The organism is Streptomyces sp. NPDC088254 (assembly GCF_044740925.1).
Taxonomy (GTDB): Bacteria; Actinomycetota; Actinomycetes; order Streptomycetales; family Streptomycetaceae; genus Streptomyces.
Window position 1 is genome coordinate 228,226 of the sequence record NZ_JBIURQ010000005.1, and the last position, 21,672, is coordinate 249,897.

A 21,672-nucleotide genomic window follows, 5' to 3' on the forward strand; every position below is an offset into this window, starting at 1 on the left:
GTCCCGCCGGGGCGCGTCGAAGCTCCTCTGCCGTCTCCGTGCCTGGGCCGTGCGCCCGGCCGGAAAGAGCTCAGCGGGCGCGCAGGACATCGAGGGCGGTGAGAGCCACCTGCAGGTCGGTCCGCTGCTCGCCGGATTCGAGGTCGCGATCGAGGAGGCGCTCGATGGCGCGCAGACGCCGGTACGTGGTCTCGCGGGAGAGGGAGCCCCGGCGCGCGGCGACGGTCTTGTTGCCGGCCGCGTCGAGGTAGTGGCGCGGGGTCGCCAGCAGGTCGGTGCCGTGCCGGGCGTCGTGGTCGATGAGCCGCGCTCCTGCGCGGCGGGGGGATCCGCAAGCTGTCGTTCACCGACTCCACCGCCGTCGGCCGGCTGCTGCTCGCCCAGAGCGCGGACGCGGTCGTACGGACCTCGGTGGAGCTGGGCGGCAACGCGCCGTTCGTCGTCTTCGAGGACGCCGACCTCGACAAGGCCGTGGACGGCGCGATGGTCGCCAAGATGCGCAACATGGATGAGGCGTGCACCGCCGCCAACCGCTTCTTCGTGCACAGCTCCGTGGCGGAGGAGTTCGGGCGCCGGCTGGCCGAGCGGATGGGTGTGCTGGTCGTCGGCGCCGGCACCCGGGACGGCGTCGACGTGGGACCGCTGATCGACAGGACCGGACGGTCCAAGGTCGAGGAACTCGTGGCCGACGCGGTGGAGCGCGGCGCCCGGGTGCTGGTCGGCGGTCGTACGCCCGAAGGCCCCGGCTGCTTCTACCCGCCGACCGTGCTCACGGAGGTGTCCCCCGAGAGCCGTCTGATGGGCACGGAGATCTTCGGCCCGGTCGCCGCGATTCTCACCTTCGAGGAAGAGGACGTGATCCGCCGGGCCAACGACACCCCTTGGGGCCTGGTCGGTTCGTCTTCACCGAGGGCCTCGACCGTGCCCTGCGGGTGAGCGAGCGGCTGGAGGCGGGCATGGTGGGGCCGAGCACGGGGCTCGTGTCCAACCCGGCCGCACCCTTCGGCGGCGTCAAGCAGTCGGGGCTGGGCCGCGAGGGCGGCCGGGTCGGGATCGCCGAGTTCCTGGAGTACCAGTACCTCGCGATGCCGGCGAACTGACGGACCACGGCCGCCACCGAGACCGCCGGGGAGGACCTCGCGCCACCGGTCGCTGCGTGACCGAACCCGCCCTGCGGCAAGGCCTGTTGGTCGACGAGGACCTCACGGCCCGCTCCGACCGGAGGCCGTGGCCGGAAGCGGCCGGGTCCCGGCCCGACGGCCACGCGCCGAGCGGAGGACCACCTGGGCGACGCAGGAGTGGTCGTCCACCAAGGCCGCCGACCCAGCGCCCCCCTGCATCTCGCCAGCCCGGCGCTGGGCATCCTCGCCCCCAGGGCGTACGGCGAGGACGGCGACAGCGCTCAGGGAATGACGGAACCTGACAAATGTCATCTCTTCCTGTGATCAAGTTCCTTCTGCAGGTGGACGGTTGGCGGATACGACGCGTCGAGGATGGAGACATCCGTCATGTCCACCTGATGAAACGGGATCGCCGATGCTCGACGCCCACCCCAGCTCCTTCACCGACCGCCGGAGAGTGCGCCTGGCCGCCGTGGCCTCGGCGGTCCTGCTGTCGCTCGCCGTCGGTGCGTTTCCGGCCGCGGCCGCCGCTCCGCCGTCGGCCTCCGTCTCCACCAGCGCATCGGCCGCCTCCATGACGTTCGACCTCGACCGGAAGGCGTTGCGCGCCTCGCTCGAGGCGTTACACCAGGCGGGGATGTACGGGGCCTTCTCATCGGTGAGGGACGGGTCCGAGCGGTGGCGGGGGGCGGCAGGCGTCGCCGACATCGACACCGGACGGCCGATGCGCCCCGACTACGAGCACCGGATCGGCAGCATCACCAAGACCTTCACCTCGGTGGCCGTCCTCCAGCAGGTCGCCGCGGGCCGGATCGACCTGGACGCCCCCATCGGCGACTACCTCCCGGAGCTGGTGCCGGGCGAGCGCGGCCGGAACGTGACGGTACGCATGCTGCTCAACCACACGAGCGGCATCGGCGACTACATACTGCCCGTCTTCCCCAAGCTGATCGAGGACCCGGGACAGGCCTTGGACGAAGGCAGGTTCCGCAAGCTGGCTCCCGAGGAGCTGGTACGCCTCGGCCTGGCGGCCGCACCGCCGGCGGCACGCGGCACGCACTCCTACTCGAACACCAACTACATCATCGCCGGGCTGCTGTTGAAGAAGGTCACGGGCCAGGACCCGGAGTCGTACATCACCAGGAACGTCATCCGCAAAGCCGGACTACGGCACACGTACTTCCCACGCTCCCCCCACATCTCGGGGCCTCACGCCAAGATGTACGAGTCGTTCTACGGCGCCATCGAACCGGCGCGTGACTACAGCGTCTACGACATGTCCTGGGCCGGTACAGCCGGTGCGATGGTCTCCACGACGAACGACCTCAACGACTTCTACCGCCGGCTCCTGAGCGGGAAGCTGCTCGGCGAGGCGGAGCTGCGGGAGATGAAGACGACGGTTCCCGCGTACGAGCCGGATGAGGGACAGGAGGTGAGGATGCGGTACGGCCTCGGTCTGTACACCCTCAAGATGCCAAGCGGCGGCTGGTACTGGGGCCACGACGGCGGCGTGTTCGGAGCGGGGACCTGGGCGATGTCCACGGAGGACGGACGCCGGCAGGTCGCGATCGGCTACAACCTGATGAAGTACCAACGGTTCGGTGACGACGGTCAACCGCTGCCGGACCCGATCGGTTCCGCGCTGTTCCGCTACATGGACGGAGCACTGAGCGGCGCCCCGGCCCAGCGGGCCCCTGGCGCGACGCCGGTACCCCAGCGTCTGCTCGCCATGGAGCAGCCGCGCAGGTAGGGCGCGACATCGACCGGTGAACACGGGCTGCTCGCTCCCCGGGACGATGGTGCGATTCGACGAGGGGAGCTCGGGGTGGAGCAGCCGTTGGCGTGCCCGGGGAACCCGTGGTGATCGAAGTGGACGGGTGGCGTTTGGGGCTGGCCGTCTGCCGCGACACAGGAGTGTCCGAGCATGCCGCGAGGACCGCTGCGCTCGGCATCGACGGGTATGTGGCCGGGGTCGTCCACGCCGACCATGAGGCCGAGGTCCACGGCGAGCGCGCCCGCCGGGTCGCAGCGGACCACGGGGTGTGGGTCGCCACGGCGGCCTTCGCCGGTCCGGCCGGTGGCGGCTTCGACCGCACGTCCGGCCGTTCGGGCATCTGGTCCGCCGACGGGGAAGTGATCGCGGAGGCGGGGGCGGCCCCCGATGAGATCGCGCGAGCGGTGTTCATCAAGTGACTTCCTGACCACCCCAGCCCTGTCGCCTCCGGCCCGCTGAGGTCGGCGAGAGCAAGGGGCGGTGCCCAGCAGGAGGCAACAGGTTTCAGGTTGGAAGGGCCGCGCGGTCGCCGAGATGATGGACGGCGACCCCGAGGCCAACCCGTTGCGCGGCCTCGGCTTCCCGAAGGTCCCCGTCCCCTTCTGCAACGGCACCGCCTGGTTCCTGCCGTTCGGCGGCGCCTGCTACTGCTACAAGGCCAAGGACCGCCTGCTCTGAAGCCGCGACGACTGCGGGGGTCCGCCGGGATGGCGGTGGCGCGAGCCCCGCAGCGCGACGAGAGCAGCATGCGTACAACCCCGACCGATCTCCCGCACCCCCGTTTCACATCGACCGAGAGTAGGCCGCACCACCATGATCGCCGCAGCCACACGCAGCGAGCACGACCTGCTCGGCGGCCGTGACGTCCCCGCCGACGCGCACCGGGGTGTGCACACCCTGCGCGCCGTCGAGAATTTCCCGATCACCGGTACGGCCATCCCCGCCTGTCCGCACCTCATCGATGCCCTCGCCGCGGTGAAGGAGGCCGCCGCCCTCGCCAACGAGGAACTCGGGCTGCTGGCGCCGGAGAAGGCCGCCGCCATCGTCGCCGCCTGCCGCGAGATACGGGCCGGCCGTCTGCACGAGCAGTTCGTGGTGGACGTCGTGCAGGGCGGCGCCGGCACCTCGACCAACATGAACGCCAACGAGGTCGTCGCCAACCGGGCCGTGGAACTGCTGGGCCACTCCAAGGGCCAGTACCAGTACCTGCACCCCGACGAGGACGTCAACCTCGGCCAGTCCACCAACGACGTCCACCCGACCGCCGTGAAGATCGCCACGATCTTCGCGGCGCGCACCCTGCTCAAGGCGATGTCGGTGCTGCAGGACGCGTTCGCCGCCAAGGCCGCGCAACGCGTGCATGACGCTGGCCGAGCGCTGCGTCAACGGCATCACAGCCGACGAAGAGCAGCTGAGCTCGGCCGTGGAACGCTCCATCGGTCTGGTCACCGCCCTCAACCCGCACATCGGCTCCACCACCGCCACCGACATAGCCAATGAAGCACTGGCCACCGGAAAGGGAGTCGGGGAACTCGTCCTGGAAGAAAACCTGCTGTCCGCAGACGCGCTGACGGACCTGCTGCAGCCCGAAACCGTCGCCCGCAAAGCCCACGTACTGACCTGAACGGCCGGCGACAACAGGGCCCGGCCCGATTTCCTCGAGGAGGCAGGCTGGATCACAGGCGGGACAGTTGCAACCCTACGGCGACGCTATAGGCTGCGGGCCTGTGACCGGAATCGATCTTGTCAATGGGACGGTCGGGGCCGTCCTCGGCATCGTCTTCGCCATACTCTTCCAACAGCCGCTCCAGGACGCCTGGTTCAGGATCCGACGCCGCTCCGCCACCTTCGTGCGCAGTCTGACGTACCGTTCGGACGGCGCCCCGCTCTCCACGTGGTCCACTTTCTCGATCGGGCCGCTGCACACGTCGGCGCTCGTCGTCGAGGGGGACGGCGAGCAGGCCATCGCGCCGGAGTCGGTCCGGGTCCAGGTGCTGGACGGTGAGGCAGTACTCCCGGAGGACATGGCGCCGTGGCGTGCGGAAATCGAGGCGGCGGAGGAGCTGGCGGAGACATCCGGCACCCGGGTACGCATCTGGAACGGTCCCCGATACGCCGTGGAGGGCCTGGAGATCTCCCGCACCGCGCTCGAGGAGCACGCGGACGTCCGACTGCGGCTGCGCCCCACCGACTACTTCACCTTCCTCGCAGCGCAGCAGCTCGACCGCAGGCTTCCCGACGGAACCACCCCGCGCGAGCGCTACCTCGACCCCGACCGCCCCCTGGACGCCCCTGCCTTCCTGCAGTGCAGCTTCGGCGTGAACGTGGCCGTGGTCACCGCCGACCACCTGCTCGTCGTGAGCCGGCGAGCCGACAACGTGCGCTCGGGGGCAAACCTTTGGGGCTCCTCGGTGAACGAGGGGCTCTCCCGGCACATCGACTCGGCCGGCCGCAACACGCCTGACCTGTACGACGTCGCACGGCGCGGCATGCGCGAGGAACTCTCCCTCGAGCCGCACGAGTACACGCTCACGATGCTCGCCTTCGTCCTGGACGTCGAACGGCGGCAGTGGAGCACCCACTTCACCGCACACCTCACCGAACTGACCGGCGACGCCCTGCAGTCCCGCATCTCACGCGGGGTCGCCGACCGGTGGGAGCACCAGAGCATCGAGTACGTCCCGTTCCGTCCGGCGGACGTGGTTCGCTACCTCCTGCGCCCGGACCGCATCCGTCGCTGGGCCCCGGTCACCCCGGCCCTGTTCCACCTGGCCCTGGTGCACACCCATGGCCGCAGCGCGGTGGAACGTGCTGAGGTTCAGGCCGTCCGTCGGCTGCGCTGAAGTCCGTCTTCCAGCATTATCGGATGGTGGATCACGCTACGCCCGGCCGGTGACCGTCAGCGAGACGGTGGCGGTCCATCCGACGCGAGTCCGGGCCCGAGGGAGGCCCCGCCTGCGCTGTCGGCAGTCGGACAGGTCGGGGCGTACTGCTCCGACGACAACTCGAACACCCGGACTCGGCGACCACCGGTGGGATGGACGGTTTCACGGACCACACGCATGCCCAGCTTGGTCATGATCCGTTCGGAGGCGTCGTTGCCCACTTGAGCGATGCTGACGATCCGCCGCAGTCCTCGCTCTTCGAACCCGAACCGTACGGCGGCCGCAGCGGCCTCGGTGGCCAAGCCCTGCCTCCAGTGGGAACGTCCCAGCCGCCAGCCGACCTCAACGGCCGGCAGTACCTCCGGCAGGAAGTCGGGCACCGAAAGGCCGGTGAACCCGGCCAGCTCGCCAGTGGACCGGATCTCCACGGCGAAAAGGCCGAATCCCCGTGACTCCCATTCGCTCTCCCATGCCCGGATCCCGCTGCGAGTCTGCTGTTCGTCACGGACGCTGCCGTCACGGATCCACCGCATGACCTCGGGGTCGGCATTGATGGCAGCCATAGGCGCAACGTCTTCCTCGCGCCAGCGGCGCAGGATCAAACGGGGAGTCTCCAGCGTGACCATCCGATCACCCTAGTGTCTGGGCCGGGCAGCCGAACCCTCGGTCGACCTGGTTGATCCACGAGGAGTCGGCCGGCGTGAAGTGGGTCTCCCGCCGCGGGTGTCGGCCGGCCAATCCTTGATCGTGGGCGCCTTGTGGGTGCCCTGGTTGTCCACGATCAGGTTGGCCTGGGCACTCCCTTGACCAGAACGACCCGGCGCGCGGCGCGTCAGGAGACGGCCAGTTCGGCCCAGATGGTCTTCCCGGAGGCGGTGTACCGCGTGCCCCAGCGCTGGGACACCTGGGCGACGAGGAACAGACCGCGGCCCCCCTCGTCGTCCCGGCGCGCTCGACGCAGGTGGGGTGCCGTGTGTGCCCTGTCGGAGACCTCGCACAGCAGGCAGCGATCCCTGATCAGCCGCAGCATGACGGGGCCGGTGGCATATCGCAGGCCGTTGGTGACCAGCTCACTCACCACGAGGGCGGCGGTGAAGGACAGCTCGGACAGGTCCCAGTCCGCCAGCTGCCGCTCGGTGTGCGCGCGGGCCTCAGCCACCATCGCCGGATCGGGCGGCAGCTCCAGATCCGCCACATGGTCGGCGTCCAGACGCCGGGTGCGGACGAGCAGCAGCGTGGCATCGTCCGCCTGCGGGCCGGGCGTCAGCGTCGACAGGGCCCGGTCGCACAGCTCCTCCACCGGGCATCGCTGCCAGGTCAGCACCTCGGCGAGGCGGTCGATCCCGCTGTCGATGTCGGTGCGCCGGTCCTCCACGAGCCCGTCGGTGAAGAACGCCGCCACGCTGCCGCTGGACAGGTTCAGCTCGACGTTCTCGTAGGGCAGGCCGGACAGCCCCAGGGGCGGCCCGGGCGGCAGCGCGGACCAGGCCACCGAGCCGCTCGCGTCCGCCACGATCGGCGGAGGGTGGCCCGCGCTCGCCCAGGTGCACCGGCCGCCGACCGGGTCGTAGATCGCGTAGAGGCAGGTCACCCCGAGCCCCTCGTCGCTCGGCCCGTCGTCCCCGGAGGATTCCGAGTCCTGTGCGACCAGGTCGTCGAGCCGGGTGAGCAGCTCGGCCGGATCAAGGTCCAGCAGGGCCAGAGTCCGCACGGTGGCGCGCAGCCGGCCCATGGTCGCGGCAGCGTGCACGCCGTGGCCCACCACGTCGCCGACGGTCAGGCCCACTCTGGCACCGGAAAGCGGGATCACGTCGAACCAGTCCCCGCCCACGCCCACACGACTGTCGGCGGGCAGGTAGCGGTAGGCCACGTCGACCCCGCTCAGCTCGGGAAGGCGCTGCGGCAGCAGGCTCCGCTGCAACACCAGAGCCGCCTCGTGCTGGCTGGTGTAACGACGGGCGTTGTCGATGCCGACGGCGGCCCGCTCGGCCAGTTCCACGGCGAGCGTCTGCTCCTCGGCTCCGAAAGGGTCGGGATTGCTGCTGCGCCGGAAAGTGGCGAGCCCCAGAACCGCGTCGCGGGTGAGCAGCGGCACGAAGAGACAGGAATGCCGACCGCCCGCTCCCGCCTCGACCGGCGACTCGGGCGGGGAGGCGTCGACGACGGGGCGGCTGGTGCTCAGACTCGTGGCCTGCGGTGACGACGGCGGGTAGGAGACGGGAGTGGTCCCGAACTCCTCCGGGGTCCGACCGTGCAACCGCAGCAGACTGTGCCCAGGCGCCGAGCCCGTCGGCGCCCGCCGCCCCTCGATGACCGCCGGCGGCAGATCCACCAGCACCTCGTCGGCCAGTTGCGGCACCGCCACGTCGGCGAGCTCCGCGGCCGTGCGACGCACGTCCAGCGAGGCTCCGATGCGCTTGCCCGCCCGCACCAGCAGCGACAGCCGCTCCTGGGCGCGGTAGCGCTCGGTGATGTCCAGGGACTCCTCGAACAGACCGAGCGGGTCTCCCCGGGCGTCCAGCAGCCGGTGATAGGAGCAGGACCAGACATGCTCACGCACCGGGTCGACGGGAGCCCGCCCGCGATAGTGCAAGCCGAGGATCGGTTCCCCCGTCGACAGCACGTGCTCCATCACCTGCTCTTCGTCCGGAGGATGGTGACGGGAGACGAACTCTCCTTCGGGGAACAGGTCCGCGGCCGGTCGTCCCACATAGTGCGCGACCCCTGCGAGCTCCAGATCGGTCGACACGTTGCCCCAGACGACACGCAGGTCCGTGCCGAAGATGGTCAGGCCGACGGGAGACTCGGTCGCCAGCCCCTGGAGCATCGCCAGTTGCGCCTCCCAGGCACGCTGCGCCTCCAGGTCGGCCGCGACCACGACGGTCGCGGCAACGCCGTCGTGCGTGAGCGGGCTGAACGCCACGGCCGCGCGCACGGTACGCCCGTCGCGGCGGCAGAGGTCCAGGACCGCGCTACGGGGCTTGTGAGCCTTGCACAGACCGGACAGCCGCTGCTCCGGGTTCGCCGCGAGCAACCTGGCGGCCGGCTGACCCAGCACGTCCTGCGGGGAGTGCCCGAGAAGGCGCTGGGCCGAGGCACCCCACCCACGCACACGGCCTTCCTCGTCCAGCACAGCGGCAGCGGCCTTGGAGAGGTCCAGGGGACTGTGGAAGTCGACGTCGGCCCCCTTCGGAAAACGATCCATGACCACCGCTTCCCTTCGTCCCCCCTCAGCATCCCGTGCCACACGCCCGACGACAACCGCACCCGGGCCGGGCCCTCGCTCGGCCGGAAGACAGCGAGCGGCGGGCATGAAGGGGTATACATCAGCGGGCATAGGGCTACGGAGCGGGTGATGAGTGACGTGATTGTCTCCGCCGAGCCGAGGGGCGAGGTCCGGCCGGCGGAGTTGTCGGCGAACGGGCCGGATCAACAGGTGACCGGGCCCGCGCGAGCGGCCTGCAACGCCGAGTCTGTCGCATGGCTGCGTGGTGTGGGCAGGGCCCGTCCGGCAGCCCGTGCGGGCCTTGTGCCGTGCAGAGTTCGAACTGTATTGGCTCATGGGTGTGATGGACGGAGCCCGGAGGGTACCTGCGGCTGAGTACAACGCACGCGCGATCGTGGGAGGTACCCATGGGCAAGCTGGGAGATATGGCGAACAAGGCCAAGGAGATGGCGAAGGGCCATCCGGACCAGGCCGACAAGGGTGTCGCGGGCGCCGAGCGGCTGGTCGACGAGAAGACGGGCGACAAGTACGACGCCCAGACCGACAAGGGCGCCGACGCTGTGCGCCGTACCTACGGAAGCGCCGGTACGACAGAGCGCTGACTCTCGGAGTCAGCCCCTGGCCCCTCGGCGCGACCCGCCGGGGGGCCGGTGCGTCGAAGCCGGGTTCCCGCCGCTGCGCGAGCTTCGCCGGCCAGACGGACTCGCGCATGCCAGGGCGGCAGTGTCCGCGGGATACGGTCCGGTCGACGCCTTCACCCGCGTTGCCCACCGGCCGCGCCACGCCCGCCGTCCAAGCCCTGGTGACCGTCCTGTGCGAGACGGTTGCGGCTGGGCGTTCGCCGGGCACCACCATGATCGGCCAGGTGCGTCCCGGCATATGAATCACGCGAAGCCGCCTGGGCCTTGTCCGGCGACCGGCAGTCCATGCGAGCCGGCGAGGGCGATCGGCCCGGCCGGGGGAGGGGTGCTCAGCGCTCCGCCCCGCAAGTCCCCGCCGCCATGTGGCCTCAGTCGAAGTCGAAGGTGGCCACGACGGGGGCGTGGTCGGACTCGGGATACTTGATGTCGGTGGCGAAGGCGATGGAGTCGTCGTGGAGGATCTCGTTGTGGATCTCCGAGCCGCGGTAGTGGGCGAGAAGGTTGCGGGTGACGAGCATGTGGTCGATCATCTGGCCCCGGCCGTGGTGGAAGAGGGTGTAGCGGGCCTCGTTGGGGATCGTGTGCTCGATGGGGACCAGGACCCGGCCGGCGAGGTCGCCGTTGTTGGTGTCCTCGACGTTGCCGCAGATGGCCAGGACCGGTACCTCTTCGGGCTCGGCGTTGAAGTCACCGGCGACGATGACGCGCGCCTCCGGGTCGTCGTCGAGGATCTGGTCGACGAGCCGTCTGACTTCCAGGGCCTGACTCATGCGCTTCATGGACGACAGGAAACTGCCCTCCGCCCAGCTGTCGGCGCTGCTCCAGACATCCCTGTGGGGGCCGGTGAGTTGCCCGGGGATGTCGCTCGGGAGCTTGGACTTGAGATGCACGTTGATGATGTGCAGCAGACGGCCTGGAGCCGCATGGTCGATGTCGATCTGCGCGTGCAGGATCGGGCGCTCGATGCCGATCGCGACCGGTCCGGTGTCAGGAGGCTTCGCGGTGAGCCGTTGGTAGCGCGGCTCATTGACCAGGTCGTTCTTCAGCTGCTGGTGCTTGACGACCGGCAGGTGGGTGGCGATGACCAGGTTGCGCAGGTCGAAGACCGCGTCGTTCGCGGGCTTGGTGCTGGTCAGCGACGCGCCTTCGAGGTTGGTTCCGGCCAGCAGCTCTTTCAGTGCGAGCAGGTCACGCGGCTGGCCGGGACGTTCCTGACCGTGCACTTCCTGGAAACAGGCGATGTCCGCCCGCAGCCGCGTGATCTGAGGCCTCATCAGCGCGATCCGGTCGGCCAGCGACGGGAGCACGTCCGGGGCCGGCTCGTCGAAGTTCTCCAGGTTGAACGTCGCTATCCGTATCTGTGCCACAGGTTCCTCCCGTTGTAGTGCCGTGGTCGAGACACACGGCGCGGTGCGGCACCCACTGGTCCACAGCAGCGGAGGTGGGGATCGGTGATGTGGGCTGCGGGCGTTTCGGAGTTCTCATGGATGGGCCGGACCGAAATCCGGGGGCGCGGCGAAGGTGATCTCGCTGATGTGCCGGGCCACGTCCCCGGGCAGGGCGTCGGTGTTGAGCGCCTCCGGTCGAGGGACGTCCTCCGGGAGACCGAAGGTCTCGTGGAACAGGGAACGCGGTCCGGTGAGTGCGAAAGAGATGCCTACCGCGTCACCGACCTCGAAGCCCCGTGCTGCGAACCAGCGACCGACTGTCCGGACGACGTCCGGGGAGGGGACGAGCCCGTGGACGCGGTCGGCGGTCAGCTCGCCCACGGTGGGCTTCTCTTCCCCATCCGGACGAAGGATGACCAGCGCGGACAAGAGGTCCTGCGGGCGGCCCTCGGACACGGCGGAGGCCGCTACTGCTGGCGGGCGGCGGTGACGGCAGCCTGTGCGTCGACAAGGCCCGTTCCGGTCGCCAGGTCGGGGCCCGGGACGGCGAAGTGCCCCATGCCCTCACGGAGGAAGCAGCGGCCTGCGGCGACATCACGGGCCGTGCTGCGCAGGACGTCCCGGACCTGAGCCGGGCTCAGTTGGGGGGCGACCTGCTTCACCAGCGCGCAGACACCCGCGAGCTGGGGAGCGGCGGCGGAGGTCCCGCTGATGGCCGCCCAGCCGTCGTCGGCCAGCGTCTCGTCGCCGTCGGGATGGTTGTTCCCGGCGAGGTCGCGGTCGATGTCGTCGTTCGGCTGGACCGGAAGCATGATGTAGGCGGCCTTGGGCCGCATGCCGACGAGACCGCACAGGTCGGGCGAATTGCGGCCGAGGAAGATCTCACTGGCGAAGCCGCTGGAGTAGTCCGATGCGCTCAGGGCTCCCTCGGGCGACATGAAGACCCCACCCGCGGAGATGACGTCGGGGTGCTGGCCGGGAAAGCCGAAATGGCCGTTGCCCGCGGAGAAGACCACGGTGATGCCGCCGGCGACGGCCACGGCGATTGCGGCGGCCAGCGCCTGGTCCGCAGCGCTGACTTCACTGAGGCGCCGCCTGCTCGAGCCCCAACTGTTGCTGATCACGTGCGGGTTCAGCGCCACGGCCCTGTTGAACGCCCCGATGGAGTTGAAGAAGCTCATCTTGACCATCGTGAAGTCCACGTCCGGCGCGACGGCGAAGATGTTGGCGGATTCGGCGGTGCCGTGCCCGCTCTCGTCGTCGGCCGGCGCGGTGGCGCCCGGCCCCAACTCCACGGGCCTCACCCGGTAGCCGCGTGCCGAGAAGAACGGGTGCGCGAAGTGGCCCGAGTCGGTCATGACCACCTTGACGTTCTTGCCGGTGACGCCGCCGCGATGGGCCTGGTCGGCATTGCAGCCCAGCGATACGTCGCCCGGGACGTCCAGGTGCCAGTAGTCCGCGGTCGGTGCCAGCGCGGTGGCGAAGAAGAATCGGGGCTCTTCGAGGGCGACCCCCTCCAGGACGTTGGCGAAGTCGGTGTCCGCCGTGTCGATGAACCCCGGCATGTCGGTCTGGGGGCATTCCACGAACGTGGCGAGATCTTCCCTCTGGTGCTCCTTGAGCACCGGTCGCTCCTCGGGCTGCAGCGAGCAGTGAAAGGCACGCTCGTAAAGGTCGGGAGGCCCGGATATGTTGAGTGTCGCCTCCGGCGCGAGTTCGGCCGGGCCGCCTCGGCCGCGCCCGGCCTCACGGAACACCGTGAAGCCGGCCGCACGCAGTTGCTGCGCTGCCTGCTCCACCACGCGGACCTCAGACTGGACCGACTGCGCTGTACGCGCGGTGGCGGCTCCGGCTTCGAAGAGCGAGGTCCCTCCGATCGAGCGGGGTGAGGCCTGCGCATAGACGATGCTGGGCAGGCCGTTTTCCAGCTTCGGCATCTTCGGCTTGCTGAGGAATCTCGGGCTTCCGTTCGGATATGACGCGTTCACATCGGTCACCTCGTTCCACCTGGGGATATGTGCTGCACAGCAGTCGGCGTCGTGCGCGTACCGTGTTCCGCAGCCCTCGATCGGGACGGCGTTCAGCAGCCCTCGTTCGGGACGGCACGCCGGACGCCACACGTCGCGAATCCGATTGCCCCCACAAAACATCAATGTCGCACAAAAGAAGGTGATTCACCTTTTAAGCTCTTCAGGGAGGCGGACGGCGGCTCCCTGCCCGACAATGCGATCCGACAACGCGCGGCTCGCGAAGACGAAGTGCGCCGGGCGGGTTGGGTGTGGAGGCCCTGACCACATGGGTGTGCGGCACGTCGGTGCCGCGAGGTGGTGTGCCGCGAAACTGAAGAGCGCTTCTCTGACCCGGTGCCTCCGTCAACAGGACGGCGCGGCCTCGCATGTGATCGAGGCGGTGCGGCCGAGTACGTCCGCTGGTCCGGAGCGGCGTACCGGGATGCTCGTGCGGACCCTGGTGCTGCGGCCCGTGGACCGCAAGTAGCCAGTGCCGCATCAAGCCACGTTCGCCCTGTGGCGATGTGTCGGCTGCTGTGCGGGCGGCAGCGGGCGGTCAGCGAAGTCCTGTTCTGTAGCACGAGTTCGGGCCGCTCAACCTCCAGCCCCACCCGGGGGCAGTCAGTGGACCGAGCGCGGCGGCAGGCACAGGAACCAGCTGCGCGAGCCCAGGCCGAGACGGCGGGCGACCTACACCCGCCCCCACGGGGTGAGGCACCTGTTCGCCGCCTACGACCCGGGCGAAGACCAGTCCGGGCCCCGGCCGTGGATCCGCGTCATGGTGCAACCCCGACGACCCAACGTGACCTGGGCTTCACGCCCTGTCCCGCGGTTGCACCGATGCGCTGCCGGGAGACGATGGGAGCTGGGTGGGCCAGCCACACGTACCGCTACATCTGAGGCAGGAGGCGCACCATGCCCGCTTCTCGATCCGTTGCACCCCCAGTCCTGGAGCCCTCTGCCCGGGAGCTGACGGAGGCCACGTCGCCACACCCGCGCATCTACGAGGTCCCGCCGGAGAACGGCCGCGAGATCCTCGATGGTCTCCAGGAAGGGAAAGGGGTGGCCAAGCCGGCGGTGGACGAGGACTGGGTGACCATCGACGCCGGACAGTACGGCAACGTCCGCACGCGTATCATCCGCCCCCGGGGAACGATGAAAACCCTCCCGGTGGTCCTGTACATCCACGGCGCCGGATGGGTGTTCGGCGACGAGAAGACGCACGACCGGCTGATCCGCGAACTGGCGGTCGGAGCGAACGCCGCGGTTGTCTTCCCCGTCTACGACAGGGCCCCCGAGGCGAAGTACCCGACTCAGATCGAGCAGAACTACGCGGTCGGGAAGTGGATCCTCCAAAACGGCGGGGAACAGAACCTCGATGCCTCACGGATGGCGGTCTGCGGCGATTCGGTGGGCGGCAACATGTCGACGGTCTTCGCGCTGATGGCCAAGGAACGCGGAGACGTGCAGCTGGCTGCCCAGGTGCTGCTGTACCCCGTCACCGACGCGAACTTCGACACTCCGTCCTACCAGCAGTTCGCCGACGGCTACTACCTCACTCGCGACGGGATGAAGTGGTTCTGGGACGCCTACACCTCGGACCCCAAGCAGCGCACCGAAATCTATGCCTCGCCGCTGCAGGCCGACACCGAGCAGCTCCGTGGCCTTCCCACCACACTGGTCATCACCGACGAAGCCGACGTACTGCGTGACGAAGGCGAGGCCTACGCCGCCAAGCTCCGCGAGGCAGGAGTGGACGTCACCGCGGTCCGAGTGCTGGGAATGGTCCACGACTTCCTGATGCTCGACAGCCTCCGCGACTCCAAGGCAACCACGGTCGCGCGCACACTCGCCATCGAGGCGCTGCAACGAGCACTGCACCCCTGAAGCGTGTCGCAGTACGCCGTGAGGCGGATGAGAGCCTCCTGCGGCCGACCGTAGAGGTCGGGCTTGGGCCTTGACCCCGAGTCCTGGACACGGGGTCAAGGCCCTCAGGCCGCCCGCCCCGGACCTCCAGCCAGGCCGGAACCGGCAGCACCGCCCGGATGACCTGCCACTCGGCCTCCGTCATGTCGGAGACGTAGCACGCAGTGCGCCCCCGGCCGGTCCGCCGCATGGCCGAACGGCGCTTGGTTTGAGGGCTTCGTGCAGGCCGGGCGCCCAGGAGGCCAGTACGTCCAAGGCCTCGTCGACGTATCGCCAGGCGGTGGCCTGGGATATCCCGAAACCGGCTCCGAGCTGAGAGAATCGCCGGTGTGCCGAGTGGAATCACTACGCCAACGACGAGGGGCCCTGTCTCGTCACCGCACTCTCTGACCAGCCTCTTTCACCCGCCAGTACTGGATGAAAGAGGCTCAGTGACAGCATGTCAGGTCGGGGTGTTTTCGTTGGTGGGGTGCTGAGTAAGGGCGGGGCCACTGCAACGGGGCGGTGCATGCGACGGCCGCAGCTGCCATGCGGCGGTACACCCCGCTCCGCTCCGCTGTATCGGGAACGGCAGGTCACCGCCGCGTCCAGTCTCTGAGCTCACGACGATGCCGTTGACGCGCTCGACGAATTCGCCCGCGCGGAACGGGTGGCGCAGCACCGGCCACTACCCGGAGGGCGGCAGCCGGCTGAGGGTTCGACCGACCGGACGGGCGGCGCGGCCGTGGCTATAGGCCTGATCCAGGGTCTGGCCCGCTCCTGACTCGAACCTGCGCACCCGGCTCCTTGGGGAATGCTCAGTTGGCCGAAACTATCCTCTCATCCGGAGTAACTGCTGTATCACTTGCAGGGGTGCTCGGTGATCTTGTAACGTTCGAGCTTCTGTAATTCGTCATCCTCCACAGGGGAAATCATGCTCAAGAGGATAATCGGGCGACTGAGCTGCGCGGCCGCTGCGACAATCGTGGTCTCAGCAATTGCAATCCCGGCCAACGCCGAGGCCGCGTCCGGGATTGTGAGCAAGAATGTCTATCGCAACGGCCATTACTTCGGCACAGTCGAGTGGAGTGCCGACCCGAATGGCTCGAACCCCGGTGATGCCCTGAGGGTCTGCGACTACAACGCGGACGGGGCAGGACTCTCAGCCCAGCTCAACCAGGCTGACAAGCACTCCGTCGACACGTTCGGCCACAGCTCACCGTACTGCTCGGGTTGGGGCACTGGAAACCTGCCCGAAGGTGCATCTGTCATCGCAAGTGTCTTTACTGGGAACAGTGAGATCTCCATCTGGGCTGGCGACTTCACATTCACAGCCTGAGACGCCATCCGCTTATCGATCACGGGGTTGGCCTGTTCGAACAGGGTTCCTGATCGGGTGATCGCGCGAGAGTCTGCGCATGACAGCAGGGCCTCTTGGTAGCCCGGGGGTGCGAACCAAACCAAGCGCCAGGAGGCCCTGTTGCCGCAGTCTTTCGCGCTCGCGTGCGTGGAGTCCAACCCGTCGTCCCCATCGTGTGACTGTCTCGCGCACAGGTTCGGCAATACGGCAGACCGGCCGGAGCGCACTGAGCCTCCGCCGAAATCGCTGGTCAGCAGGGCTGGTGTGACCGTGTTCCTGGGTGCTCGTGCTCGTGCTCGTGCTGGTCGGCGGCGGGAGTCAGCACTCTAGATCGTCCGTCAGCGGGCGGCTTGCCGGTTCCTGCTCGCGGCGGGCGGACGGCCTTCTGCGATCCGATCCCGCACCGCACGTCCGGCGCGAGGAGACGATGCTCCCGCCGGACTACCAGCGCGTCCTGGCCGTCGTGCGGGAGGCTGCCGGGCCGGTCATGGCTCGGCAGGTCGGCGAGGTGCTGGGGGGTGCCTCTATGTTCTTCGTCAAGCGTGTGGTCAGGTTTGGCTCGAGGTTCGATCTTCTTCGTGGGGCATGAGACTGTCTGGTCGTGCCAGAGATGATGGGGGGGTTGGAGTCGGCCTTGGCTGAGGCGTCGTCTCCTTCGTGGACGCAACGTGCTCGCGCTGGGCGTGACCTTGCTTCCTTCGCTGGTGTTCCTGCGGCTGCGGAAGTGCTGGTGGGGCTGCTGCTGGATGCCGGGGACACTGCGGTGACGCGGCAGACGGCAGAGGCCCTGGCCCGAATGGGGACGGCGGCCGCGGTGAGGCTCATCGCTCTCGCGGTTGTCGAGGCTGACGGCAACCAGGCTGACTGGCTGCAGACCGGGGTGCACGATGCCCTCGTGGGACCGGACGGTGTGCCGGATGTCGCTGCGGCCTGCGGGAAGCTCGCCCGGGACCAGGAAGAAGCTGTCCGGCGGGGTGCCGCAGAGATCTCGGCGTGGACAGACGGCACCGGCTGTTGACCTCAACCGACCTGCCCGTGGGCTGGTTCATGCAGCCGCAGCTTGGGGGACGCGGGGCTGGTAGAAGGTGCCGTCGCGGAGCATGGCGAACAGCACGCTGATGCGTTGGCGGGCGAGGCGGAGAAGCGCCTGGGTGTGGGTTTTGCCACGGGCTCTTTGCCGGTCGTAGTAGGTGCGGGAGGCCGGGTCGGCGTTCATGCAGGCGAAGGCGGAGAGGAACATGGCGCGTTTGGGCTGGCGGTTGCCGCCTCGGGGTGCGTGTTCGCCGTGGATCGAGGTCCCGGACGACTTCGTGGTGGGGGCGAGGCCGGCGTAGGAGGCGAGGTGAGCAGCGGTGGGGAAGCCGGTGCCGTCGCCGACGGTGACCAGCAGGACGGCGGCGGTCCTGACGCCGACGCCGGGCATCGACGTCAGGACCGGGGAAAGAGGGTGGGCCTCCAGCAGGGCGTTGATCTGGGCTTCCAGGGCCCGGCGCTGTTCCTGCACGGCCGCGAGCGAGCGGGCCAGGGAGGGCACCACGATGTCGAGGGTGCCGGTCCCGGGCACGACGACGGTCTGCTCGTCGAGCGCGTCGAAGATGTCGTCGATCAGCCGCTGGGCCATGCGCGGGGCCTTGGGCCGGATGAGTTCGACGAGTCTGCGGCGGCCGGCCTTTCGCAGCGCGGCCGGGGAGCCGTAGCGTTCAAGAAGCCAGGTGACGGCCTGGTGGTCGAGGCGGGGGCCCAGGACACGCTCCAGGCTGGGGTGGAACTGGGAGAGCAGGCCGCGTATCCGGTTGGACGTGCGGGTGGCCTCGGCGGCGAGGTCCTGGTCGAAGCCGACGAGCACGGTCAGTTCGGCGGTGATCTCGTCGGTCAGTTCCAGCGAGCGCAGGGTGCGGGCCGCGTCCGCGATGACCGCAGCGTCCTTCGCGTCGGTCTTGGCCTCGCCCGGCCTGGCGATCCGGCGCATCGCCAGGCCGGGCAGGTAGGCGACCTTGCAGCCCGCGTCCCGGGCCACGGCCAGCGGGAGAGCGCCGATCGAGGCGGGCTGGTCGACGATCACAAGGACGGTGCCGAACTTCGCGGTCAGCTTGTCGAACACGGCCCGCAGTCTCGGCTCGCTGTTGGGTAGCTGCTTGTCGAGGACCTTCTTCCCGGCCGAGGTGTGAGTCCGTGGCCGTGATGGGCTGTCTTGCCGACGTCCAGGCCGAGGAACACGCCCACGTCTTCGGTGTCGAACATCGCGCCCCTCCAGGCGAGTTGAACGTGCCGGCCTCGGCATGGGTGTCGTGCGCGCGCATCCACGTTATGCAGACCTGCCGCCCGCGAGCTGTCCGGCATTGCGCCGGACCGGGCAGTGGCCGGACCTCTCATCAGCGTCTCCGACGGCACCTCCCGGGCCCGGTGACACGACCCCCCCCCCAGGTCATCCGTTCGACAGGGGGCAACAGTCATGCCGGGCCCGGAGGCCAGCGGCCCTCTTGCAGGACCGCGGAAAACATAACGGGGTGGACGTCAGCGTGCGGGCCAGACTGGAGCCGTTGCGCGGGAAGCTGGTCAGGCTGGCCGACCGCGGCCGGCTTCGGAAACTGCCCGACGGCCGGTTCACCACTCGCCTGTGACCAGGGATGCCGCCGCCCTCATGGCACTCATTGACTGAATTCCCCACCCCTGTTCTGTTCCCAAGTCAGCTCATCCGGGACGTTTTCTCTGCCCGTGCAGCGATCCGTACGCCCCTTGATGGTGCGGGAGCGCGGGGCGAGCCTGCGGCCGTGGGGTTTGCATGTGCCGTAGCGGCACGTGGTCCAGTAGGCGGCAAGTACGACATTGAGAGGTTCCCCCGCATGCACTTTCCTGCGATTCCCCGCCGGGTCAAGATCGGCGATGCCGCCGCGTTCGCCGGGACGCCGGCGCGACGAGGCGATCGGACTGCTCGCCACACAGGCCCCGCGCCTGGACCATGTCCTCAAGAAGATCGTCAAGCAGGGCGGGGAGGTGGTCCTGATTGACGGCACCCTCATCCCCACCCAGCGCTGCACCGGGAAGGCCGACCGCAAGAACTACTCCGGCAAACATCGCCACCACGGCCTGCACTTCCTCGCCCTCACCGACGAGAGCGGCCGCCTGAATGAAGACCTTCTGCCCCTTCTTCAGGCCGCCGATTTCGATCAACGCCTGCCAGGCGGTCAGGCCGACCATCGGGACGGAGGCCGCTTCCGTCATGGTGAGGTGCTTCGGCCTCGCAGCCAGGTCGTCCTCGTGGATGGCGACGACCTACACCCACGGCGGCGGTTCACACGTCGTCCAGGCGGCGTCGGCCCTCCCCATCCCGCTTCCGGGTGTCGCGGGGCTGGGTGGGGGGCTCGGCTTCCGGCGGATGCCCGTCGGCGATGGCCCGCTGCCGTACGGTCTCCGCGTCGAACTCCAGGCCCACCAGGATGGCCAGGTCGGTGATCGCCGGCCAGACCAGGAAGACGATTGACGCCGGCCATTGTGCCGCAGGTCTCTCCTGCGCCGGATGCGCATTCCCACAACCACTGCCGCCGCCCCCTGCCCCCACGCTCACCAGACACTCTCTGCCCCGGCCGGCCCGATGCTCGCCGGCCGCTGACCCCCGCGCGGCGGAGACGGCATGGGGGGCGGGGTGGCAGGGCATCCGAGGCGAAAGGGATGGGCTGACCGCGCTTTCGGTGCCGCCCGTCGACGTCAACAGCCTCTTAGGGGTGAGAAGGTGAAGGGCTTCCGCAGCTTCATCCTGCGCGGCAACGTGGTCGACCTGGCCGTCGGCATCGTCATCGGGGCAGCGTTCACCGCCGTGGTGAACGGCTTTGTCAGGGCCTTCCTGACACCGATCGTCGGGCTGGCCACCGGCGCCACCGGCGACATGAGCCGCAAGACCTTCACCCTGGGCGCCACCGAGTTCCCCTACGGTGCCTTCATCAACGCGGCGATCAGCTTCCTTCTCCTCGCCGGCGCCCTGTACTTTCTGGTCGTGCTCCCGATCAACAAGCTCCACGAACGCCTCGCCCCGCACCACGACGTCCAGGCCCCCAAACGGGACTGCCCCGAATGCCTCAGCCCCGTACCCGCCCAGGCCCGACGCTGCGCCTCCTGCACCGTCTCCCTGCCCGCCGTACCCGCTCAGGCCGGGGAGACAACCCAGCGCGCCGGGTGACCCGACCTCCATGGGCCGGCCTGGGGTGCCGGGCCCGACGCGGGCACGTCCGTGGTGACCGTGGCTACCGACGGCGTCCGAGACCGAACCGACTGAGTGGCTTCACGGCCGGCGCTACGGCGGCAGCGCTCGCCGACGAGACCTGACGTCGCTGACATTGAGCAGCAGGACTCACTTGCCCGGCCCCGGCGGCTGGGCCGTTTCTTTCGGATCTTGCATGATGACCGGCATGAACACGGAAACATGCGACCCGGCCGAGTTGGCCGTCCTCCGCGAGATCTTCGCGTCCCGTCCCGAGGCGGCGCCGCCAGCCGGTTGGGAGGCGGTGCGGTCCTTCGAGGCGGAGCACGGCATCGTGCTCCCGGAGCCGTACCGCACGTTCGTGGCGGAGATATGCGATGGGCTGCGCGCCGGACCGCCCTACTACGGTCTGCTGCCCCTCGCGCAAACACCCCCGGACTGGGGTTCGGATCGCCCCGAGCGCCTGCTTGCCGAGCCCTTTCCGCTCACGACGGCGTGGCTGTGGGAGGAGGAGGGTGACGAGGAGGCACTGTCGGAGCAGGAGTTCGAGGCTCGTACGGACGCCGTGTTCGATCACGGCTCACTGCTGCTGGGCACCGACGGCTGCGGCATGTATTGGCACTTGATCGTCACCGGTTCGCAGCGCGGTCACGTCTGGCAGATCGCCGACGAGGGCGCGATGCCCTTCGGCTCCCAGTCGTCCGACGCCCTGATGCCCGGCATTCCTGGCTTCACGGGCTGGGTGACTCACTGGGCCCAGGGCCGCTCGTGGTTCCCGGATGCCGAGGGAGGCGATCCAACGCCGGTCGGCTGAGCGAGGCCGCTGCTTCCTGGCCGGGGGAGCGGGAAGCAGCGGCCTGTGAGGGTCGACGCCGGGTGAGTCAGCCCAGTTGCTTCGTGGTTTCGAAGCCGTCGGCGCGTAGTGTCGTGGCAGTGCCGATGGTTGTGGCACCGCCGTGGTTGAGCGGGACCATCGCCTTCCGGGCGAGGACCCATGCGTGCAGCTGGCCGTCGCCGGATTCGGCGACGGCCCTGGCTGCGGTGAAGTACCAGGCGCGGGACTCCCGGCGGCCAGCCAGGTCGTGCAAGACGATCGCGGTCATCCCGGCCATCTGCCCGGGCGGCGAACGCCGGAGCGGTGAGGCCGGCGGCGAGCCCGCCACGCAGC

At 69.3% G+C, this 21,672-nt stretch carries 18 protein-coding genes and 7 pseudogenes; 14 read left to right on the plus strand and 11 right to left on the minus strand.

Features of this window, described 5'->3' with window-relative positions; all coding sequences use genetic code 11:
- Positions 1-70: 70 nt before the first annotated feature.
- Positions 71-307, minus strand: a pseudogene (locus ACIOC0_RS16705) (helix-turn-helix domain-containing protein); the annotation flags it as partial.
- 29 nt (positions 308-336) lie between these two features.
- On the opposite strand from ACIOC0_RS16705, the pseudogene ACIOC0_RS16710 reads away from it, so the two are divergent.
- From ACIOC0_RS16710 to ACIOC0_RS16735, 6 genes and pseudogenes are all read left to right on the plus strand, one after another.
- Positions 337-1,100: pseudogene (locus tag ACIOC0_RS16710) on the plus strand (aldehyde dehydrogenase family protein).
- A 436-nt stretch (positions 1,101-1,536) separates the two neighbouring features.
- Positions 1,537-2,871, plus strand: a complete 1,335-nt coding sequence (locus tag ACIOC0_RS16715) for a serine hydrolase domain-containing protein (RefSeq protein WP_402155728.1) — start codon at positions 1,537-1,539, stop codon at positions 2,869-2,871.
- A 92-nt stretch (positions 2,872-2,963) separates the two neighbouring features.
- The gene (locus tag ACIOC0_RS16720; protein WP_402155729.1) at positions 2,964-3,314 is read left to right on the plus strand and encodes a nitrilase-related carbon-nitrogen hydrolase; all 351 of its coding nucleotides are present in this window, start codon (positions 2,964-2,966) and stop codon (positions 3,312-3,314) included.
- 61 nt (positions 3,315-3,375) lie between these two features.
- Positions 3,376-3,573 carry a hypothetical protein gene (locus tag ACIOC0_RS16725; RefSeq protein WP_402155730.1) on the plus strand — a complete coding sequence of 66 codons (198 nt, stop codon included), beginning with the start codon at positions 3,376-3,378 and terminating at the stop codon, positions 3,571-3,573.
- A gap of 135 nt (positions 3,574-3,708) precedes the next feature.
- Positions 3,709-4,519 (plus strand): annotated as a pseudogene (locus ACIOC0_RS16730) (lyase family protein).
- Positions 4,520-4,622: 103 nt separating this feature from the next.
- Positions 4,623-5,738: a hypothetical protein gene (locus tag ACIOC0_RS16735; protein ID WP_402155731.1), complete on the plus strand. Its 1,116-nt coding sequence runs from the start codon at positions 4,623-4,625 to the stop codon at positions 5,736-5,738.
- A 56-nt stretch (positions 5,739-5,794) separates the two neighbouring features.
- Here ACIOC0_RS16735 and ACIOC0_RS16740 read toward each other — a convergent pair whose 3' ends face one another.
- Together ACIOC0_RS16740 and ACIOC0_RS16745 are read right to left on the minus strand one after the other, a co-directional pair.
- Entirely contained in the window at positions 5,795-6,406 is a 612-nt protein-coding gene (locus ACIOC0_RS16740) for a GNAT family N-acetyltransferase (RefSeq protein WP_402155732.1), read from the minus strand.
- A gap of 206 nt (positions 6,407-6,612) precedes the next feature.
- Positions 6,613-8,985, minus strand: coding sequence for a SpoIIE family protein phosphatase (locus ACIOC0_RS16745; protein ID WP_402155733.1), 2,373 nt, complete (start codon positions 8,983-8,985; stop codon positions 6,613-6,615).
- Positions 8,986-9,413: 428 nt separating this feature from the next.
- Here ACIOC0_RS16745 and ACIOC0_RS16750 point away from each other — a divergent pair, with 428 nt between their 5' ends.
- Positions 9,414-9,608: an antitoxin gene (locus tag ACIOC0_RS16750; protein ID WP_402155734.1), complete on the plus strand. Its 195-nt coding sequence runs from the start codon at positions 9,414-9,416 to the stop codon at positions 9,606-9,608.
- A gap of 407 nt (positions 9,609-10,015) precedes the next feature.
- On the opposite strand, the gene ACIOC0_RS16755 is transcribed toward ACIOC0_RS16750, so the two are convergent.
- The 3 genes from ACIOC0_RS16755 to ACIOC0_RS16765 all read right to left on the minus strand — a co-directional run bounded on the left by ACIOC0_RS16755 (position 10,016) and on the right by ACIOC0_RS16765 (position 12,972).
- A complete protein-coding gene (locus ACIOC0_RS16755) occupies positions 10,016-11,014 on the minus strand; it encodes an endonuclease/exonuclease/phosphatase family protein (RefSeq protein WP_402155735.1) in 999 nt (332 codons plus the stop codon).
- A gap of 114 nt (positions 11,015-11,128) precedes the next feature.
- Positions 11,129-11,416, minus strand: coding sequence for a hypothetical protein (locus ACIOC0_RS16760; protein WP_402155736.1), 288 nt, complete (start codon positions 11,414-11,416; stop codon positions 11,129-11,131).
- Positions 11,417-11,502: 86 nt separating this feature from the next.
- Positions 11,503-12,972, minus strand: a complete 1,470-nt coding sequence (locus ACIOC0_RS16765; RefSeq protein WP_402155737.1) for a S8 family serine peptidase — start codon at positions 12,970-12,972, stop codon at positions 11,503-11,505.
- A gap of 633 nt (positions 12,973-13,605) precedes the next feature.
- Between ACIOC0_RS16765 and ACIOC0_RS16770 the strand changes: the two are divergent.
- A pseudogene (locus ACIOC0_RS16770) lies at positions 13,606-13,795 on the plus strand (IS630 family transposase); the annotation flags it as partial.
- Positions 13,796-13,959: 164 nt separating this feature from the next.
- Positions 13,960-14,931, plus strand: coding sequence for an alpha/beta hydrolase (locus tag ACIOC0_RS16775; RefSeq protein ID WP_402155738.1), 972 nt, complete (start codon positions 13,960-13,962; stop codon positions 14,929-14,931).
- A 249-nt stretch (positions 14,932-15,180) separates the two neighbouring features.
- Here the strand turns inward: ACIOC0_RS16775 and ACIOC0_RS16780 are convergent.
- Positions 15,181-15,291: pseudogene (locus tag ACIOC0_RS16780) on the minus strand (transposase family protein); the annotation flags it as partial.
- Positions 15,292-15,883: 592 nt separating this feature from the next.
- On the opposite strand from ACIOC0_RS16780, the gene ACIOC0_RS16785 reads away from it, so the two are divergent.
- From ACIOC0_RS16785 to ACIOC0_RS16795, 3 genes are all read left to right on the plus strand, one after another.
- Positions 15,884-16,288, plus strand: coding sequence for a hypothetical protein (locus tag ACIOC0_RS16785; RefSeq protein WP_402155739.1), 405 nt, complete (start codon positions 15,884-15,886; stop codon positions 16,286-16,288).
- A gap of 301 nt (positions 16,289-16,589) precedes the next feature.
- Positions 16,590-16,898 carry a hypothetical protein gene (locus ACIOC0_RS16790; RefSeq protein WP_402155740.1) on the plus strand — a complete coding sequence of 103 codons (309 nt, stop codon included), beginning with the start codon at positions 16,590-16,592 and terminating at the stop codon, positions 16,896-16,898.
- A gap of 141 nt (positions 16,899-17,039) precedes the next feature.
- Positions 17,040-17,327, plus strand: a complete 288-nt coding sequence (locus ACIOC0_RS16795) for a hypothetical protein (protein ID WP_402155741.1) — start codon at positions 17,040-17,042, stop codon at positions 17,325-17,327.
- A 27-nt stretch (positions 17,328-17,354) separates the two neighbouring features.
- Here the strand turns inward: ACIOC0_RS16795 and ACIOC0_RS16800 are convergent.
- The 3 genes and pseudogenes from ACIOC0_RS16800 to ACIOC0_RS16810 all read right to left on the minus strand — a co-directional run.
- Positions 17,355-18,550, minus strand: a pseudogene (locus tag ACIOC0_RS16800) (IS110 family transposase).
- A 630-nt stretch (positions 18,551-19,180) separates the two neighbouring features.
- Complete coding sequence (locus ACIOC0_RS16805; RefSeq protein WP_402155742.1) at positions 19,181-19,531, minus strand: hypothetical protein; 351 nt, start codon at positions 19,529-19,531, stop codon at positions 19,181-19,183.
- A 70-nt stretch (positions 19,532-19,601) separates the two neighbouring features.
- Positions 19,602-19,815 (minus strand): annotated as a pseudogene (locus ACIOC0_RS16810) (ribonuclease BN); the annotation flags it as partial.
- 224 nt (positions 19,816-20,039) lie between these two features.
- Between ACIOC0_RS16810 and mscL the strand changes: the two are divergent.
- Both mscL and ACIOC0_RS16820 read left to right on the plus strand, forming a co-directional pair.
- A complete protein-coding gene (mscL, locus tag ACIOC0_RS16815; RefSeq protein ID WP_402155743.1) occupies positions 20,040-20,483 on the plus strand; it encodes a large conductance mechanosensitive channel protein MscL in 444 nt (147 codons plus the stop codon).
- Between the two features lie 217 nt (positions 20,484-20,700).
- The gene (locus ACIOC0_RS16820; RefSeq protein WP_402155961.1) at positions 20,701-21,318 is read left to right on the plus strand and encodes an SMI1/KNR4 family protein; all 618 of its coding nucleotides are present in this window, start codon (positions 20,701-20,703) and stop codon (positions 21,316-21,318) included.
- A 67-nt stretch (positions 21,319-21,385) separates the two neighbouring features.
- Here ACIOC0_RS16820 and ACIOC0_RS16825 read toward each other — a convergent pair whose 3' ends face one another.
- Positions 21,386-21,607 carry a hypothetical protein gene (locus ACIOC0_RS16825; protein WP_402155744.1) on the minus strand — a complete coding sequence of 74 codons (222 nt, stop codon included), beginning with the start codon at positions 21,605-21,607 and terminating at the stop codon, positions 21,386-21,388.
- Positions 21,608-21,672 lie beyond the last annotated feature (65 nt).